The organism is Salinicoccus siamensis (assembly GCF_055391965.1).
In genome coordinates this window covers 1,780,663-1,797,790 of sequence record NZ_AP043765.1, presented here as the reverse complement: position 1 = coordinate 1,797,790, position 17,128 = coordinate 1,780,663, and the positions used below count along the sequence as shown (strand labels likewise).

Here is a 17,128-nt window from a genome sequence, read left to right as displayed (position 1 = left end):
TAGGTGTATAATATAGTTAAGGTCAAAAAAGGTCAAACACATTTATGGTACAGCATCACTGCAAATTATTATTAGAGAGGTGAACAATATGGATATCAACAGAATGACGTATACCGTGCAGTCGGTTATAGAGCGGGCACAATCCATTTCGGTCGATCTGAAGCTGCAGTCGATTGAAACGGAAGCACTGATGAAGGCCATGCTCACAGTGGACGAAAGCATGGCCAAGGATGTATTGGAGCGGGCGTCCATAAATACCGGCGAAATCATTGCACAGTATGATGAAAAATTGAAGAAGTACAATGTCGTCAGAGGCGATAATGTGCAGTACGGACAATATATGTCGAACGGCTTTACCCAAGTGATGGACCGCGCCGAAAAAATCATGACGGAAATGAAGGATGAGTACGTCTCCATCGAACACGTCCTGCTCGCAGGCATGGAAAAGGAACAGATACTGAAAGAAGCGGTCGGCAATAAGGTGGAAGTGATCAAGGAAATCATCAATAAAGCAAGAGGGGGAAACCACGTGACCACACAAAACCCGGAAGTGCAGTACGAAGCGCTTGAAAAATACGGTCGTGACCTCGTCGAAGAAGTCAGGAGCGGGAATGTAGACCCCGTAATCGGGCGGGATGAGGAAATCCGCAACTCCATACGCATATTGAGCCGTAAGCGCAAAAACAACCCGGTGCTCATCGGAGAACCGGGAGTCGGTAAGACAGCCATCGTTGAAGGCCTCGCCCAGCGCATCGTGCGCAAGGATGTGCCGGACAGCCTGCTTGACAAGACGATCTTCGAACTCGATTTATCAGCATTGGTGGCAGGCGCAAAATACCGCGGTGAATTTGAAGAACGCCTTAAAGCGGTCCTGAAGGAAGTGAAGGAATCAGAAGGGCGCATCATCCTCTTCATAGATGAAATCCATATGCTCGTCGGCGCAGGCAAGACCGAAGGGGCGATGGACGCCGGCAATATGCTCAAGCCTATGCTTGCACGCGGCGAACTGCACTGCATCGGTGCGACCACGCTGAATGAATACCGTGAGTACATCGAGAAGGATTCGGCCCTGGAACGCCGGTTCCAGAAAGTACAGGTGCCGGAACCTGATGTGGAGGATACCATCTCCATACTGAGGGGCCTTAAGGAACGCTACGAAGTGCATCATGGCGTCAGAATCACAGACCGTGCCCTGGTAGCTGCAGCAGAACTGTCAGATCGCTATATTACAGATCGTTTCCTGCCAGACAAAGCGATTGACCTGATGGATCAGGCAAGTGCCACAATCAGGACTGAAATGGGTTCTAACCCGACGGAACTCGATCAGATCAACCGTCGTGTAATGCAGCTTGAAATTGAGGAACAGGCACTTAAATCCGAAGATGATGCGGTTTCCAAAAACCGCCTGACAGAGCTCCAGAAGGAACTGTCGGAAGTGCGCGAGGAGCAGCAGACATTGGCCCAACGCGTCCAACGTGAAAAAGATCAGATCCAAAAAGTGAACGACAAGCGTGAAGAAGTCGACAGGGTCCGCCAGGAACTTGAAGAAGCAGAAAATAATTACGAGCTTGAGAAAGCGGCAGAACTCCGCCACGGCAGACTGCCGCAACTCGAGAAGGAGCTCGATAGGTTGGCAGAAGCGCTGCAGGAAGAAAGTGCCGGCGAAAACCGTATCATCCGCGAGGTCGTCACCGAAGACGAGATAGGATATATCGTCAGCCAATGGACCGGTATTCCAGTCTCGAAGCTTGTTGAAACCGAGAAGGACAAGCTGCTGAAACTTGCAGATATACTGCATGAGCGGGTCGTCGGCCAAGACGAAGCGGTCGACCTCGTATCGGACGCAGTCATCCGTGCCCGGGCAGGCATCAAAGACCCGGACCGACCGATCGGCAGCTTCCTTTTCCTCGGACCGACAGGTGTGGGTAAGACCGAGCTTGCAAAAACCCTTGCCGCAACGATGTTCGATTCAGAAAAGCATATGATACGGATCGATATGAGCGAGTATATGGAAAAACACGCCGTCTCCAGATTGATTGGTGCCCCGCCTGGCTATATCGGACACGAAGAGGGCGGCCAACTGACTGAAGCAATAAGGCGTCAACCCTATTCTGTAATATTGCTCGATGAAGTCGAGAAGGCGCACAGCGATGTGTTCAACATTCTGCTCCAATTGCTTGATGAAGGCCGACTCACAGATTCCAAAGGCCGTTCCGTCGATTTCAGGAATACAATCATCATCATGACCTCGAACATCGGCTCGAACCATCTGCTCGATACCGTCGTTGAAGAAGGCGAAATTTCAGAGGATACGAAGCAGATCGTCATGCGCGAGGTGCATCAATACTTCAAGCCTGAGATAATCAACCGCATGGATGATATCGTCATCTTTACACCATTATCCCGGGAAGATATGAAGCGGATTACACAGAAACTGCTTGACGATCTGAACCGGCGCCTTGATGATCAGCATATGACGATCGAAGTCACAGAAGCCGTCAAAGACTGGATTTCCGAGGAGGCCTATGAACCACAATTCGGTGCAAGGCCGCTCAAACGCTTCATCCAGAGGCATATCGAGACACCGCTCGCAAGAAAACTCATTGCAGCCGACTTGAGCGAAGGACTTCATGTCAAGATCGATTACGGCGATGACGGACTTAAATTTGATATGTAATAGGGCGCACCCGGATGGGTGCGTTTTTTTTATGGAATAATTTCAATGACAAATTTCCACCTTGAAAAACTAATAGTGATAGTTGCTGCAGGAGGCAATCGATACTTAAGGAGCACTTATTGAATTTGACAGGAAACTCAGTTCTGTATACTAAAAATGTACAACTTATATAGTAGAATAATCCAAATAATTATTAGGAGGAAATTCATTGAAAAAGATTCCACTATTACTCGTACTTGGATTTATACTTATATTGGGTGCATGCGGCAATGGCGGTTCGGAAGAATCCGATTCCGGTTCAAGTAAACTGGATGAACTGAAAGAAAGCGGTACTGTAAATATCGGGTTTGCAAATGAACCTCCATATGCCTACGAAAATTCAGAGAGCGGAGAACTTGAAGGCGCAGCAATAGAAATCGCCAAGGCTGTATTCTCTGAAATGGGCATCGACAATGTCGAAGGCCATCTCACAGACTGGGGTGAATTGATACCGGGCGTGCAGGCTGGACAATACGATGTCATCACTGCTGGTATGGCGATCTTGCCGGACAGATGTGAAAACGCCTTATTTGCAGAACCTGAAATGCAATATGGGGAGGGTCTGGTCGTGACAGCGGGCAACCCGAAAAATATTAAAAGCTATGCTGACATAGCAGATAATCCAGATGTGAAGGTCGCTTTGATGGAGGGGACGACACAGTTTGATTTCCTCGATCAGGAAGGAGTAGACCCGAGCCAGATCATGTCGGTAGGTGATATCCCAGGTCAACTTTCTGCTGTACAATCAGGCAACGCCGATGTCACGGCAGCGACTGAAGCGACTCTAAGAGCTGCCTATGAATCGTTGGACAGTGATGATGTAGAGATCGTCGATGATTTCGAACAGCCGGATATCGAAGGTATTCCAAGCTTCGGTGCTGCGGCGTTCAACCTCGATGATGCTGAGTTGCGCGATGCTTACAATGAAGCACTGGAAACACTTAAAGAAGACGGTACGATCGATCAGATCCTTGATGATGCCGAAGGTTTTGAAGCAGAAAGCAACAGAGTTGAAGTCGATGGAATGACGACTGAAGAACTCTGTGAAGCTGAATAATCTTTTCAGGCCCAGTGGGGATAACCCTCTGGGCCTTTAATATAATAGAGGAGTGGGGAAATATGTTTGAAAACTGGGTGAATATACTGACCTATCTGTCCCAGGGTGCATGGACGACAATCAGCATATTTCTTATGGCGGCTTTATTTTCTTTTGTGATGGCCTTCATCGCCGGGCTCTCACGTCTATCAACGAACCCGCTGCTTAGAGGGTTTACAGCCCTCTATGTGGAAATATTCAGAGGTACGTCGCTGATTGTGCAGCTATTCTGGTTATACTACGCAGTCCCGATGCTCTTCAACATCGATCTCGGCAGCAATTGGTGGGTCGGTGTCATTGCAATCGGATTGAATTACGGTGCGTATATGTCTGAAGTGGTGCGCAGCTCGGTCTTATCCATCGATAAAGGTCAGGCTGAAGCATCAATTACCTTGAACTTTTCGAGATTCCAAAGAATGATCAAGTCATCCTGCCTCAAGCTTTAAGGCTGATGCTTCCTGAGTTTGGAAACTACTCGATTCAAATACTCAAAGGGACAGCGCTTGTTTCACTGATTGGTTTGAGCGACATTCTCTACTATGGGGATATCTATCGATCTTCTAATCTTTCCGAAGGGCCAATCGCCTATTTCATGGTGCTCATCATGTACTTCATCATTGCACTGCCGTTGATCTGGCTATCTAAAAAAGGTGAGAAAATCGCCAGGAAAGGAGTGGCGAGCTGATGAGTTCACAATATTGGAGTTGGGGAACATTTCTGGAAGCATTTCCGATTATCTTGGAAGGGCTTAAAATAACGCTTGGCCTGACTGTTGTAAGCTATCTGTTGGCAATGCTGGTCGGCTTCATCTGGCTTGTGCTGGAATCGACGCCGTGGCGGCCATTTAACCTCATCATTTACTGGATCAGGGAATTCATAAGATCCACACCTCCCATAGTGCAGATATTCTTTCTGTATTTTGCGTGGCCGATGGTGCCTTATGTAGGGATGTCATTCACACCATTTGTAGCCGCCATGCTGGCTTTGGGAATCCATTTTTCCACTTATATCAGTGAAGTATACCGCTCAGGTATCGACAGTGTGGAAAAAGGTCAGCGGGAAGCATCTACAGCACTTAACCTTTCAACGAAAGACAGGTGGTTGAATGTCATCCTGCCCCAGGCATTGCCACCAACGATCCCGATGCTTGGCAATTATTTGATAATACTGTTCAAGGAAGTGCCACTTGCCGCAACGATAGGAGTAGTCGGTATACTCAGTATCGCAAGAAGCTATGGCGCACAGACTTGGTCCTACATTGAACCACTGACCATCGTGGCACTTCTGTTCCTGCTGCTCAGCTATCCATCAGCATTGCTGATAAACAGACTTGAGAGCAAAATGAATCGACGATTTGAGAAGAAGCAGAAGAAAATGAGAGTGAGTGAGTAATGGAACCAATTGTAAAATACGATGATCTCCATAAATCATTCGGGGACACGCACGTTCTAAAAGGTATCAATCTGGATATTTACCCTTCTGAAAAAATTGCGATAATCGGACCCAGTGGTTCCGGGAAAACGACAATCATAAGATTGCTTATGACTTTGGAGGAGCCGACGGACGGGGATATCATCGTGGCAGGTGAAAATCTTTGGAAGATGGAAGTGGGCGGAAAAAAGAAACGGGCTAATGAAAAACATCTGCGCTCAGTCAGGAAAAACATCGGCATGGTGTTTCAGCATTTTAATCTATTCCCCCATAAGACGATTTTGGACAATTGTGCAATGCCTCTTGTGAAAGTTAAAAAATATAGGAAGAAGGAAGCAGAGGACGAGGCCAAGAAGATGCTTGACCGCGTGGGGCTTGGAGATAAGTATGAGGCTTATCCCGCAAACTTGTCAGGGGGACAGAAGCAACGTGTGGCGATGGCGCGTGCATTGGTCATGAAGCCGAAAATCATGTTGTTTGATGAAGTGACGTCAGCCTTGGATCCGGAGCTCGTCGGGGAAGTGCTTGGAGTGATCAGGGATCTGGCTGAGCATGACGAGATGGCGATGGTGCTCGTCACACATGAAATGGACTTTGCGCTCGAGATTGCAGATCGTGTGCTCTTTTTGGATGACGGGGTCATTGCAGAATCAGGTACCGCGGAAGAAGTCATCAACCAATCTGAAAATCCAAGACTTCAGGACTTCCTAAAACGCTTCAGGACATCCTAAGGTCAGATGAAATTGTGCATGAGACGTAAATGGGGCCCGCCTTCAAAAAGGCGGGCCCCATTTATGCTATGCCATTTCTACAGCGGTCTCGCCTCTTACTTCGCGGCAAGCCTGTTCTAGATCTTCAGCATATTCTTTCTTTCTGTCTTCATCATAATCCAGTATATCAGCCATCAGTTCGATGACACCCTCTTTATATTTATCGACGTGTGCAATCTCGAAGTACAAGTCGCCTGTACGTCTGACAAAATAGTCGAGAGGGGTGTTTGCCATCTCATGCTGTATACTGTAGATGACTTGGGCGTGCACATCTTTTGGCAGTTTGTAATGCTCGGATGATTCACCAAGACCACCGGCAATTTCAAAGAGGTGCTCTGTATTGCTGCCGTAATGGCGGGCGAGGCGCTGTCCATTCGTTATGGAGAGGCCATAGGATGGCGCACGTTCTGCAATTCGGGCGACGTAATCATCAAAACCTTCACTGCCGCCGACGTCTCCCCCTGACATTGGCTGGTTTTTGGTAGCGGCCTTGTTGAACTTCAGCCCATATTCCTTCGATAGGCGCTTAGCGACAAGGTCGACTATTTCCTCAGCCATATGCCTGTATCCAGTGAGTTTTCCGCCTGCAATTGTAATCAGGTCGCTCTCTGATTCCCATATTTCATCTTTACGAGAAATTTCTGAAGGGTCTTTCCCTTCTTCGAGGATGAGCGGGCGGACGCCGGCCCAAGTGGATTCGATGTTCGACTCATCGAGGTCAAGTCCCGGGAACATATAGTTTGCAGCATCGAGAACATATTTCCGGTCCTCGTCATCTGCGACCGGGTTCTGCTTATCCCCTTTATAATGGGTGTCGGTCGTGCCGACGTAGGTCTTACCGTCGCGTGGAATCGCGAATATCATACGACCATCGGATTTCGCATCGAAATAGACTGCCTGGCGGAGCGGGAAATCTTCCTGATCGAAAACTAGGTGGACACCTTTAGAAAGATAGAGCTGCTTTTTGCCCTTTTCGGAAACCGTGTCCATTGATCTGACTTCGTCAACCCAAGGCCCACCGGCATTGATTACACGACGGCCGAGAATCTGATAGGTGCCGCCGCCGATGTTGTCTTCAGCATGGATGCCGACTACTTTGCCCTTATCGTAGACAAAACCTGTCGCTTTGACATGATTGATTGGATCGGCACCGAATTCTGCCGCCTTCTTCATGACCTCAAGTGTCATGCGTGCATCATCTGTCTTATATTCGACGTAATAGCCACCACCGAGCAGACCTTCCTGCTTGACAAGGGGTTCCTTTTCCAGAACTTCCTCGACGCTGAGCATTTGACGCTGTTCGCTTTTTTTAACTTCTGCAAGCATATCGTAGACTCGGAGGCCTATGCTTGTAGTCGTCTTGCCGAAAGTACCACCTTTATGGAAAGGGAGTAGCATCCATTCCGGTGTGGTGACATGCGGACCATTCTCATAGACGATGGCACGCTCAAGGCCCGTTTCACGCACGATGCCGACCTGGAACTGCTTCAAGTAGCGCAATCCGCCATGTACAAGTTTCGTGCTGCGGCTGCTTGTCCCTTCTGCAAAGTCCTGCATCTCGACAAGTGCGACCTTCATGCCCCGTTTGGCAGCATCCAGGGCGATGCCTGCCCCTGTGATGCCACCGCCGATTACGACGATGTCATAATCGACTTTTTCCATATGCTGAAGCTGATTTTTACGCGTTAAAGTATTTAACATTGATTTACCTCCTATATTGATTGAAGTAAAGGCTGGTGACTGTTCTACTCTGTGTCGTCCTCTGCTGTACCTTGTTTAGGTTTGAATACCTGAGTGGCAGCAACAGCATGTTGCCAGCCATCATATAATGATTCACGTTCATCCTGGTCCATATCAGGTTCGAATACGCTGTCAGTATCAGAAACCGATTTGATCTCATCGGTGGAATCCCAGAATCCTACTGCGAGGCCGGCAAGATATGCGGAACCGAGCGCAGTGGTCTCGAGCACTTCCGGACGTTCTACCGGGGTGCCGAGAATATCAGATTGGAACTGCATGAGGAAATCATTTGCTGCTGCGCCACCATCGACGCGCAATGTTTCGAGATTGATGCCCGAGTCCTTCTGCATTGCGTCCAGCACATCCTTCGTCTGGTAAGCGAGGGATTCGAGTGTGGCGCGTACAAGATGTTCTTTTTCTGTACCACGGCTGAGTCCGAATACAGCACCCCGTGCTTCCGAGTCCCAATAAGGAGCGCCAAGGCCTGTGAAGGCCGGAACGAGATAGACACCGCCGTTGGAGTCCACTGCATTTGCATAGGATTCGGACTGTTTGGAGTCACTGAACATGCGTAGGCCGTCCCTCAACCATTGGATGGCTGAGCCTGCAACGAATATGGAACCTTCCAATGCGTAATTGACTTCGCCGTCATATCCGTATGCAATGGTGGTCAATAACCCATTGTCACTCTGTATTGCTTCAGTACCGGTGTTCATAAGCAGGAAACATCCTGTACCGTAGGTGTTTTTGGCATCTCCCTTATTGAAGCATGTCTGACCGAACAAGGCTGCCTGCTGGTCACCTGCGACCCCGGCAATCGGCACGTTCTGACCGAAGAAGTGATTTTTGCTAGTCTTGCCGTATACCTCACTGGAAGATTTAACTTCCGGCAGCATGCTTTCCGGCACTTCAAGTATATCAAGCAGCTCCTTGTCCCATTCGAGCTCATGTATGTTGTAGAGCAGTGTACGGCTCGCGTTTGTATAATCAGTTACATGCGTCTCGCCTTCTGTAAAACGCCAGATGAGCCATGTATCGATCGTGCCAAAGAGCAGATCGCCATTTTCAGCCTTTTCATGGGCGCCATCGACATTATCTAATATCCATTTTATTTTGGTTCCTGAGAAGTAGGGGTCGAGCAGCAATCCGGTTTTCCGGTTGAACAGCTCTTCATGGCCCTCGGCCTTCAACTCATCACATATATCAGCGGTCTGGCGCGATTGCCAGACAATTGCATTATAGATGGGGCGACCCGTATTCTTATCCCATACGACTGTAGTTTCACGCTGGTTGGTGATGCCTATCGCTTCAACCTGTTCTGCTTTGATGTCGTTTTCTGACAGGACGCCTGCTACAACCGAAAGTACGGAACTCCATATTTCGTTTGCATTGTGCTCCACCCAGCCGGACTGCGGGAAATATTGCTTGAATTCCTTCTGGCTTGTAGCGGCAACTTCACCTTCCTTATTAAAAAGGATGGCTCGTGAGCTTGTCGTCCCCTGATCAAGTGACATAATATACTTTTCCATTATAAAACCCCTTTATATGAGTATATATTGCGTACTACTACATCATCTTCGCTGCATCATCCTTAAGGATGCTCTTATTAAGAAATACCCCTGAAACGAGAACCAAAACAACGGCAATAATGGCTAAGAAAAGAAAAATATCGGATTTTCCTAAGAAAACACTATTATAGACCGCGGCTCCGAGTGCGCCACCGGCCAGCGGACCAACAACCGGTACGGCTGCATAGCGGAAATTGGAGTCCCGCTTCCCAGGTATCGGCAGCAGCAGGTGGGCAAGCCGGGGACCGAGGTCACGCGCCGGATTGATTGCATAGCCCGTCGTACCGCCCAAACTCAGCCCGATTGCGGTGATCAGGAAACCTACGATCAGCGGGTTGAGCCCTTCTGTAAAATCATTGGCTCCAATGAAGAGCAGTCCCATAACCAGTATGAAAGTGCCGATTATTTCACTGGCAAAGTTTGCGACATAGTTTGGTAGGGCCGGGGATGTAGAGAATACATCCAATTTCGTCATGGCGTCTTCTTCTGCTTTGAAGTGCGGCATGAAATGCAGCCAGACGATGATGCCCCCGAGCAGTCCGCCGAGTACTTGGGCGATCATGTAAGGGATGACCTGGTCCCATGGGAATGCGCCGGCGACGGCGAAGCCCAGGGTTACTGCCGGATTGATGTGGCCTCCTGAAAACTGTCCGATGGCATAGACGGCGAATGTGACGGCAAATCCCCATCCGAATGCTATGACTGCCCAATCGGCGCCATTTGATTTCGTCCCCTTCAAAGTGACGTTGGCGACGACACCTCCCCCGAAGATGATCAATATGGCTGTCCCTACAAATTCCGCAACGAGTTCATTCATTGCTTCCCCTCCTTTGTCTGTCATTTCATTAATAGAACATAAAAAACCCCACACTGGTAGCTATGTGGAAAGCTACAAGTGCGGGCTCTTTTTCTCCGTGTCATATTAACTTACTTCTAAAATTACCCTAATGAACAGGAACTGTCAACTTATTTGTTGGTACCGTATTCATATATTATCGAACCACAGCGAAGTTTTACTTGTCGTGACGTAACTGGCACCTGCCATAATGGCATCATCCACTTCGGATTGCGTTTCAATCAGCCCGCCCGCGATGACATCAGCTGCCACCTCCTGCTTGAAGAGGTGGATGACTTTTGGCACGACGCCGGGCAGCACCTCTATGAGATGAGGATGACATTGATCGATGAGTTCGATGCTCTTTTCTATGGCCGAGGAATCGATGGCAAATACACGCAAAATGGTCTTCATGCCGAGTTGCCGTGCTTTTTTGACGATCCTGCCTCGCGTGGTGACGATGCCGGTCGGTTTATATTTCTGATGGATGTATTCAAGGGAAGCGGTGTCGACTGCCAATCCCTTTATGAGGTCCAGATGAAGATAGACCTCGAAGCCATGGCTTTTGATGGTGCGGATATGACTGTCGAGATGACCGATGTGGATATCCAATACTACGCATGATCTATAGGGACTTCCAATCAGTTTTTCAAAATCTTTTAAGGAGCGGATTGCTGGAAGAATCTTCATATTTTCCCCCTTCAATAAAAATTGGTATTGCATTAATGATAAAGTATTGGCCCACTATTGTATAGTAGATAGGAAAACGGGGTATAGACATTCAAAGTATGACTGAAAGATATTTCAGGCAACTGCCAGGAGGGCTGATAAATGATCGACACACGTGATAATGCGATGCTTAAGGAGATGCTTGGCATCAAACATGCGATAATCCAGGCTCCGATGGCCGGAGGCATCACAACAGCGGAGCTGGTGGCCGGGGTGTCTGATGCAGGCGGGCTTGGCGTGATTGGCGGCGGTAGCCTGGAAGCACCGGCGCTCAGCAAGCTGATCCGGCAAGTCAAAAAGAAGACTTCCCATTCGTTTGGAGTGAACCTTTTCGTTCCATGGCATTTCGAAGTGACGACCGCAGACATGGCGCGCGCCTTTGACACGCTGAAACCGGTCTACGATAAATTGGGGATTGAACAGCAGCCAATCGCCCCGGTGGCACCGGAAACAGTGGAAGAAAGGTTCGAACAGCAGATTGATGCTGTGATTGAAGAGCGGGTTCCGGTCTGCTCATTTATATTCGGGATTCCTGATAACCATCACATCGAACGGTTGAAGGAAGCTGGGATCGTCCTGCTCGGTACTGCCACAACCGTCAGGGAAGCGGAAGCCATCGAACGGGCGGGGTTTGATGCGGTTGTCATGCAGGGAGCAGAAGCGGGTGGACATCGTGGCTCTTTCCTTCAGGAAGTTGAAGAGAGCCTGAATGGCCTCATCAGCCTGATACCGGAGACTCGGGATCACATAAACATTCCGCTCATCGCGGCAGGTGGCATAATGGATGGCCGGGGGATAGCGGCTGCACGTATTCTTGGCGCTTCAGGTGTCCAGCTCGGCACGGCGTTCCTCTCTACAGAAGAGAGTGGGGCGCATAAAGTGCACAAGGAGGCACTTTCAAAAGACCGCGACACACCGTCAGTTCTGACGCGCCTGTTTACAGGACGTGCGGCGCGCGCAGTCAGGAATCGGTTCATCCAGGAAATGACTGGACGTGATGAGCATGTGGTCGAGTATCCAGTGCACAGAAAACTGACTCAGCCGATTCAAGATGCCTCAAAGAAAGAAGGATCAACAGAGTATGCCATGCTCCTTGCCGGCCAGGGTAAAAATATGGCACGCTATTTGCCGGTAAAGTCCCTGATCGCAAAATTGGTCGGGGAGACGGAAACATTCAATATTGAAATTTGAATTGAGGAATTAAAAATGACTGGCCGCATGCGGCCAGTCATTTTTAATGTCTAATGGTTATGCTGTACTTCCTCTGTATCTTCAGGCTTGAGCATGGCATCCAGAACGAAAATCGTCAGTGTGACGATCACCGCGAGCAGTACACCGCTCCAGACATTCAGAGGGCCACCGCCGCCAAGACTGTTGATTACGAAGTTAACCATCTGGGTCAGCATCAATGCCCAGATGAAACTGATAAGATACTTCATGGTCCTGCCTCCACTACAAATTTATATAGTTTAATGATACCTTAAATAGATTTACATGTATAGTGGCAAATGATCGAAAATACACTCCATGAATTTTCTTTTCAAAAAAGTAAATTTTGTGCTGAAAACATACATAAATGAAAACGATTTCAAAAAAGCTTTTTTCCACTTGAATACAGTTGAAAAGCATTATTTACTAGTGTATATTTAATTCTTGTAAATACTTAAAAATTGCTACAATTCAAAAAATGATTATTGCGTTTTGAAATATCGCCATTTACAATGGTGATAGTAGTAAGTAAAGAGCCATTTCCTGTTACAGCATGTGCATCGTTTTTTCGGAATAAAATGACATGTGAGCGACAGATTTGATGAAAACTACTGTAGTTTTATCTCAAATGGTCTAAGAATTAAAGTCGCAAAAGCAGTAAAACGATAGGGAGTACATTATGAAACAGAGAAAGAATGGGTGAAATAGAATGTCTGAAAATTTACTAGAGGTCAAGAATCTTACAACCTCCTTTAAAATAGGAGGAGAGTACTTTCCGGCAGTTGACGATGTTTCATTGAATATCAAACCTAATGAAGTGCTCGCGCTAGTGGGCGAGTCCGGCTCAGGGAAGAGCGCGACTGCGTTTTCGCTTATGGGGCTCCATACCAAGGCGCGTATAGAAGGCGAAGTGAATTTCCTCGATCGCAATATGCTGAAGCTAAGCGACGGCAAGATGAATAAAATACGCGGTGGAGATATGGCGATGATCTTTCAGGATCCGATGACGGCATTGAATCCACTCATGAAGGTCAAACAGCAGATTATCGAAACGTTGAAGATACATAACACCAAGCAAAAGGACCAACGCGAGTCCTATGCGGTAGAATTACTTGATCGTGTGGGTATACCACGGCCAAAGAGGGTCGCGGAAGCCTATCCCCATGAATTATCTGGTGGCATGCGCCAACGCGTGGTCATCGCCATTGCGATAGCAAACCGACCGAAATTGTTGATAGCGGATGAGCCGACTACGGCGCTTGATGTCACGATCCAAGCGCAGATATTGGATCTCATCAGGGAACTCCAGGAGGAGTTGAATTCGGGTGTCCTACTTATTACGCATGACCTCGGTGTCGTCGCAGAAATGGCGGACCGTGTTGCGGTCATGTACGCCGGTCAAATCGTTGAAGTTGCACCTGTCAGGGAATTGTTCAAGAATCCACAGCATCCCTATACGAAGTCACTGCTGAACTCCTTGCCGACTGAAGATATGCTCGGTAAGAAGCTGCATGTCATCCAGGGCGTCGTCCCTGCACTCGACAAGATGGACCGCACAGGCTGCCGGTTTGCGCCGCGCATTCCTTGGGTGCCCGCTTCAGAGCACGAATACAATCCACAGCTGCGTGAGATCGCACCAGGCCATCATGTACGCTGCACATGCTATAAGCACTTCAGCCTGGAAGATGCAGAAACGACCTATATCGATGCCGATACCCATGAGTATGAAATGGCCACCCGGGGAGGAAATGCGTAATGAATCTACTGGAGATAAAAGATCTGAAAGTCCACTACCCGATAAAGGGTGGATTCTTCAATACGGTCAAAGACTATGTCAAAGCAGTCGATGGTGTCAGCATCAGCATACCGGAAGGTACGACATACGGTCTGGTCGGAGAATCCGGCTCAGGCAAGACCACGACCGGCAAAGCGGTCATGGGGCTCAACCATGTCACTGCCGGAGAAATTCATTTTAATGGCCAGAAACTTAACGAAAAAGGCCGTAAAGTGAACGTACGTGATGATATCCAGATGATATTCCAAGATCCATACTCTTCACTGAATCCGCGCAAACGCGTTTTCGATATAGTGGCAGAGCCCATCAGGAACTATCATAAAAGATCTAAGGAAGAACTGATCAACGAAGTCCTCGGCCTGTTGAACCGGGTCGGCCTGCCACCAGGCTCGCTTTATAAGTATCCGCATGAATTCTCGGGTGGTCAGCGCCAGAGAATTGGTGTGGCCCGGGCGATTGCATTAAACCCTAAGCTCATCATTGCAGATGAGCCTGTATCGGCACTGGATGTATCCGTGCAGGCACAAGTGCTCAACTTCATGCAGGACATCCAAAAGGATATGGACTTGACGATGATGTTCATCGCCCATGATCTGGGCGTGGTCCGTCATATGTGCCGCCATATCGGCATCATGTACCATGGCCGTCTCGTAGAGGAGGGTACGACTGAAGAGATATTCAGCAACCCCCAGCACATCTATACGAAGCGGCTGATTGCCGCAATTCCGGATACGGACGTGGATGAAGTGGAAAGGAATTTGGCTTTGCGTCAGAAAATCAAAGAAGAGTACGATCAGAATTTCGATGAAAACCTCGACGAAGAAGGTCGGGCATTCCCATTGCAATCGATTTCAAAGACGCACAGAGTTGCGCTACCGGTGAAAGGTTGATGAATAAATGCTGAAATTTACAATTAGACGGTTGCTGATCACTTTCCCACAGCTGGTCATTTTGAGTATCCTAGTATTCTTTCTTGGTTCGCTCATGCCGGGGGATGCACTCTCAGGTCTGCTTGACCCGAACATTCCTGCAGAAGCGATCCAGGCCAAAAGGGAGGAGCTCGGACTTGATAACCCTTGGTACATCCAATACAGGGACTGGATATTCGCCATGTTCCAGGGGGATTTTGGAACTTCGATATTCCACCAGAGACCTGTCATGGACGTCATAGGGGACCGATTGATGAACACAGTATGGTTGTCACTGTTCTCCACCATCCTGATCTACTTGATCGGCTTGCCGCTCGGTCTTCTTTCAGGACGCTACAATGACTCTCTCCTTGACAATACAATCACCGGGTATACATACCTTGGTTTTGCTACACCGCAGTTCATTTTCGGTCTGGTCATCTTGTGGCTGTTCGGCTACAGCCTTGGCTGGTTCCCGACAGGCGGTTCAGTCGGTCCAGGGCTTGAACCAGGCTCGATAGATTATATACTGAGCAAGATAAACCACCTCGTACTGCCGAGTTTCGCAATAGCACTGATCGGCCTTGTCGGCACGGTGCAGTACTTGAGGAGTGGCATCATAGAAACGAAGCAGAAGGACTTCATCATACTCGCGCGTGCGAAAGGCGTGAAAGAATCGTCCGTCTACAACAGGCACATCTTCAGAAACTCAATCTTGCCGATCGCTGCATTCTTCGGCTATGAGATAGTGGCTCTTCTCGGCGGTTCAATCTTCATTGAAATGATCTACAGCTACCCTGGCATGGGCCGGCTGTTCCTGGACTCCATCTCGACACGCGACTTCAGTGTAGCGAATGTTCTGATCCTGTTCTACGGCATCCTGGCAATCTTAGGTGCGCTGCTGTCCGATATCATTTTGAGCATCGTTGATCCTAGGATCCGAATAAAATAGGAAGGAGCGTAAAAATTGGATAATAAAGATAACTACAATAAAAATATAGATCATGAAAATGAAGAGTCCCGCTTGAATAATGAACAAAGAGAAGAACGGCCGATCCATGGCGATCCATTCGAAGCGCATGATGAAGGCCCACATGAGGACCAAAAGGGCGATATGGACATGACGGTCAAAGCCGACATCCCACATGGCGCATCCGGACATGGTGCGCTGGATTCCAAAAACCTGCCGAAGAGTCCACCAGGGTGGAAAGTGATCATGAAGGAAGTGATTGCAGATAAACTCGCACTCTTCTCATTGATCTTGTTCGTCATCATCACGTCCTATGTGTTTGGCCTGACGATGTTTTTAGACCGTCAGGAAATCGTCACGGTCGACCTTTTCGCCATCAATGAACCACCAAACGATACATTCAGGCTGGGGACAGATTATGGTGGACGGGATATTTTCGGCCAATTGATCATAGGCACACGAAATTCATTGGCGATCGGTATGCTGGTCACCTTAATGAGTGTCGGATTCGGTATCATCTATGGAGTAGTATCCGGATATTTTGCAGGACAGATTGATAATGCCATGATGCGTATCGTTGACTTTTTCATGGTATTGCCATTCCTGATGATCATCATCGTATTTGTAACAATCTCACCATCCTACGATATCTTTTCATTCTCCCTTATAATGGCGGCATTCTTATGGACGGGTACAGCAAGGCTGGTGCGTTCATTGGCCATGCAGGAGAAGGAGCTTGACTACATCAACGCATCGAAGACACTTGGCAGTTCCCATATGAAAGTCGTCTTCACCCAGCTGATTCCGAATCTTGTCGGTATCATCATCGTCAATGGTACGTTGTCTCTGGCGGCAAACATCGGAATAGAATCAGGGCTGTCTTTCATTGGATTCGGCTTTCCGGAAGATTACCCTTCACTTGGGACACTGATGGCCTATGCAACCAACTCCCAGACACTCCAGCACAGGCCTTGGATATGGGTGCCGGCAGCCATCATGATTTTGGTCCTCATGCTTTGTGTGCGTAATATAGGAGAAGCAATGAGACGCGCTGGAGACGCAAGACAGCGTAAAGCATAAGTTAAGTTGAATCCCCATTGGTTTGGGGGTTTATCCCCAGCATCTATGTAAGCGGTTTCAAATAGTTAACGGAAAATTTTAAAAAAAGATGAAAAAATAATGCAATAATACACTTATGATGGAAAACTTTAACTGGTAGCCATTGATATTTCAGATAATTGTGATAATATTGTGGATGTTACATTACATATCCACGAATGCGCGACGTTTTTTGATACTAAGTTTCAGCCGAGAGCTGAACTGAGTATATAGTGTTTTAATTTCATCAATAGGGAGGAAAT

General features: G+C 48.1%; 14 protein-coding genes and 1 pseudogene. 10 read left to right on the top strand and 5 right to left on the bottom strand.

Going from position 1 to position 17,128, the window contains the following annotated elements:
- Nucleotides 1-88 precede the first annotated feature (88 nt).
- From clpB to ACZ5LF_RS09165, 5 genes and pseudogenes are all read left to right on the top strand, one after another.
- Nucleotides 89-2,677 (top strand): ATP-dependent chaperone ClpB, encoded by a 2,589-nt coding sequence (clpB, locus tag ACZ5LF_RS09185; protein ID WP_380569894.1) that lies wholly within the window; start codon nucleotides 89-91, stop codon nucleotides 2,675-2,677.
- 208 nt (nucleotides 2,678-2,885) lie between these two features.
- Complete coding sequence (gene ehuB, locus ACZ5LF_RS09180) at nucleotides 2,886-3,773, top strand: ectoine/hydroxyectoine ABC transporter substrate-binding protein EhuB (protein WP_380569893.1); 888 nt, start codon at nucleotides 2,886-2,888, stop codon at nucleotides 3,771-3,773.
- Between the two features lie 134 nt (nucleotides 3,774-3,907).
- Nucleotides 3,908-4,497: pseudogene (locus tag ACZ5LF_RS09175) on the top strand (amino acid ABC transporter permease).
- On the top strand, nucleotides 4,497-5,204 hold the full coding sequence (locus tag ACZ5LF_RS09170) for an amino acid ABC transporter permease (RefSeq protein WP_380569892.1): 708 nt from the start codon (nucleotides 4,497-4,499) through the stop codon (nucleotides 5,202-5,204). The pseudogene ACZ5LF_RS09175 and the gene ACZ5LF_RS09170 overlap by 1 nt, the downstream one beginning before the upstream one ends.
- The gene (locus ACZ5LF_RS09165) at nucleotides 5,204-5,974 is read left to right on the top strand and encodes an amino acid ABC transporter ATP-binding protein (protein WP_380569891.1); all 771 of its coding nucleotides are present in this window, start codon (nucleotides 5,204-5,206) and stop codon (nucleotides 5,972-5,974) included. The genes ACZ5LF_RS09170 and ACZ5LF_RS09165 overlap by 1 nt, the downstream gene beginning before the upstream one ends.
- 66 nt (nucleotides 5,975-6,040) lie before the next feature.
- On the opposite strand, the gene ACZ5LF_RS09160 is transcribed toward ACZ5LF_RS09165, so the two are convergent.
- From ACZ5LF_RS09160 to ACZ5LF_RS09145, 4 genes are all read right to left on the bottom strand, one after another.
- Nucleotides 6,041-7,714, bottom strand: a complete 1,674-nt coding sequence (locus ACZ5LF_RS09160) for a glycerol-3-phosphate dehydrogenase/oxidase (protein WP_380569890.1) — start codon at nucleotides 7,712-7,714, stop codon at nucleotides 6,041-6,043.
- 44 nt (nucleotides 7,715-7,758) lie between these two features.
- Nucleotides 7,759-9,282, bottom strand: a complete 1,524-nt coding sequence (gene glpK / locus ACZ5LF_RS09155; RefSeq protein WP_380569889.1) for a glycerol kinase GlpK — start codon at nucleotides 9,280-9,282, stop codon at nucleotides 7,759-7,761.
- 37 nt (nucleotides 9,283-9,319) lie between these two features.
- Nucleotides 9,320-10,138, bottom strand: a complete 819-nt coding sequence (locus tag ACZ5LF_RS09150; protein ID WP_380569888.1) for an MIP/aquaporin family protein — start codon at nucleotides 10,136-10,138, stop codon at nucleotides 9,320-9,322.
- 168 nt (nucleotides 10,139-10,306) lie between these two features.
- Nucleotides 10,307-10,846, bottom strand: a complete 540-nt coding sequence (locus ACZ5LF_RS09145; RefSeq protein ID WP_344704171.1) for a glycerol-3-phosphate responsive antiterminator — start codon at nucleotides 10,844-10,846, stop codon at nucleotides 10,307-10,309.
- A gap of 141 nt (nucleotides 10,847-10,987) precedes the next feature.
- On the opposite strand from ACZ5LF_RS09145, the gene ACZ5LF_RS09140 reads away from it, so the two are divergent.
- Complete coding sequence (locus tag ACZ5LF_RS09140; protein WP_380569887.1) at nucleotides 10,988-12,076, top strand: NAD(P)H-dependent flavin oxidoreductase; 1,089 nt, start codon at nucleotides 10,988-10,990, stop codon at nucleotides 12,074-12,076.
- Between the two features lie 50 nt (nucleotides 12,077-12,126).
- On the opposite strand, the gene ACZ5LF_RS09135 is transcribed toward ACZ5LF_RS09140, so the two are convergent.
- A complete protein-coding gene (locus ACZ5LF_RS09135) occupies nucleotides 12,127-12,324 on the bottom strand; it encodes a YjzD family protein (protein WP_380569886.1) in 198 nt (65 codons plus the stop codon).
- Between the two features lie 479 nt (nucleotides 12,325-12,803).
- Between ACZ5LF_RS09135 and ACZ5LF_RS09130 the strand changes: the two genes are divergently transcribed.
- Genes ACZ5LF_RS09130 through ACZ5LF_RS09115 form a run of 4 tightly spaced genes read left to right on the top strand, consistent with a single transcriptional unit; the run spans nucleotide 12,804 to nucleotide 16,847 of the window.
- Nucleotides 12,804-13,850, top strand: a complete 1,047-nt coding sequence (locus tag ACZ5LF_RS09130) for an ABC transporter ATP-binding protein (RefSeq protein ID WP_380569885.1) — start codon at nucleotides 12,804-12,806, stop codon at nucleotides 13,848-13,850.
- Nucleotides 13,850-14,779 carry an ATP-binding cassette domain-containing protein gene (locus ACZ5LF_RS09125; RefSeq protein ID WP_380569884.1) on the top strand — a complete coding sequence of 310 codons (930 nt, stop codon included), beginning with the start codon at nucleotides 13,850-13,852 and terminating at the stop codon, nucleotides 14,777-14,779. Before ACZ5LF_RS09130 ends, ACZ5LF_RS09125 begins: the two co-directional genes overlap by 1 nt.
- A gap of 7 nt (nucleotides 14,780-14,786) precedes the next feature.
- The gene (gene opp4B / locus ACZ5LF_RS09120) at nucleotides 14,787-15,749 is read left to right on the top strand and encodes an oligopeptide ABC transporter permease (protein WP_380569883.1); all 963 of its coding nucleotides are present in this window, start codon (nucleotides 14,787-14,789) and stop codon (nucleotides 15,747-15,749) included.
- A gap of 15 nt (nucleotides 15,750-15,764) precedes the next feature.
- Nucleotides 15,765-16,847 carry an ABC transporter permease gene (locus ACZ5LF_RS09115; RefSeq protein ID WP_380569882.1) on the top strand — a complete coding sequence of 361 codons (1,083 nt, stop codon included), beginning with the start codon at nucleotides 15,765-15,767 and terminating at the stop codon, nucleotides 16,845-16,847.
- Nucleotides 16,848-17,128: the final 281 nt, after the last annotated feature.

Bases quoted from the DNA above. Each gene is read 5' to 3' on its own strand.
- clpB (WP_380569894.1), top strand. From the start codon at position 89: ATGGATATCAACAGAATGACGTATACCGTGCAGTCGGTTATAGAGCGG.
- ACZ5LF_RS09170 (WP_380569892.1), top strand. From the start codon at position 4,497: ATGAGTTCACAATATTGGAGTTGGGGAACATTTCTGGAAGCATTTCCG.
- ACZ5LF_RS09165 (WP_380569891.1), top strand. From the start codon at position 5,204: ATGGAACCAATTGTAAAATACGATGATCTCCATAAATCATTCGGGGAC.
- ACZ5LF_RS09160 (WP_380569890.1), bottom strand. From the start codon at position 7,714: ATGTTAAATACTTTAACGCGTAAAAATCAGCTTCAGCATATGGAAAAA.
- glpK (WP_380569889.1), bottom strand. From the start codon at position 9,282: ATGGAAAAGTATATTATGTCACTTGATCAGGGGACGACAAGCTCACGA.
- ACZ5LF_RS09150 (WP_380569888.1), bottom strand. From the start codon at position 10,138: ATGAATGAACTCGTTGCGGAATTTGTAGGGACAGCCATATTGATCATC.
- ACZ5LF_RS09145 (WP_344704171.1), bottom strand. From the start codon at position 10,846: ATGAAGATTCTTCCAGCAATCCGCTCCTTAAAAGATTTTGAAAAACTG.
- ACZ5LF_RS09140 (WP_380569887.1), top strand. From the start codon at position 10,988: ATGATCGACACACGTGATAATGCGATGCTTAAGGAGATGCTTGGCATC.
- ACZ5LF_RS09135 (WP_380569886.1), bottom strand. From the start codon at position 12,324: ATGAAGTATCTTATCAGTTTCATCTGGGCATTGATGCTGACCCAGATG.
- ACZ5LF_RS09130 (WP_380569885.1), top strand. From the start codon at position 12,804: ATGTCTGAAAATTTACTAGAGGTCAAGAATCTTACAACCTCCTTTAAA.
- ACZ5LF_RS09125 (WP_380569884.1), top strand. From the start codon at position 13,850: ATGAATCTACTGGAGATAAAAGATCTGAAAGTCCACTACCCGATAAAG.
- opp4B (WP_380569883.1), top strand. From the start codon at position 14,787: ATGCTGAAATTTACAATTAGACGGTTGCTGATCACTTTCCCACAGCTG.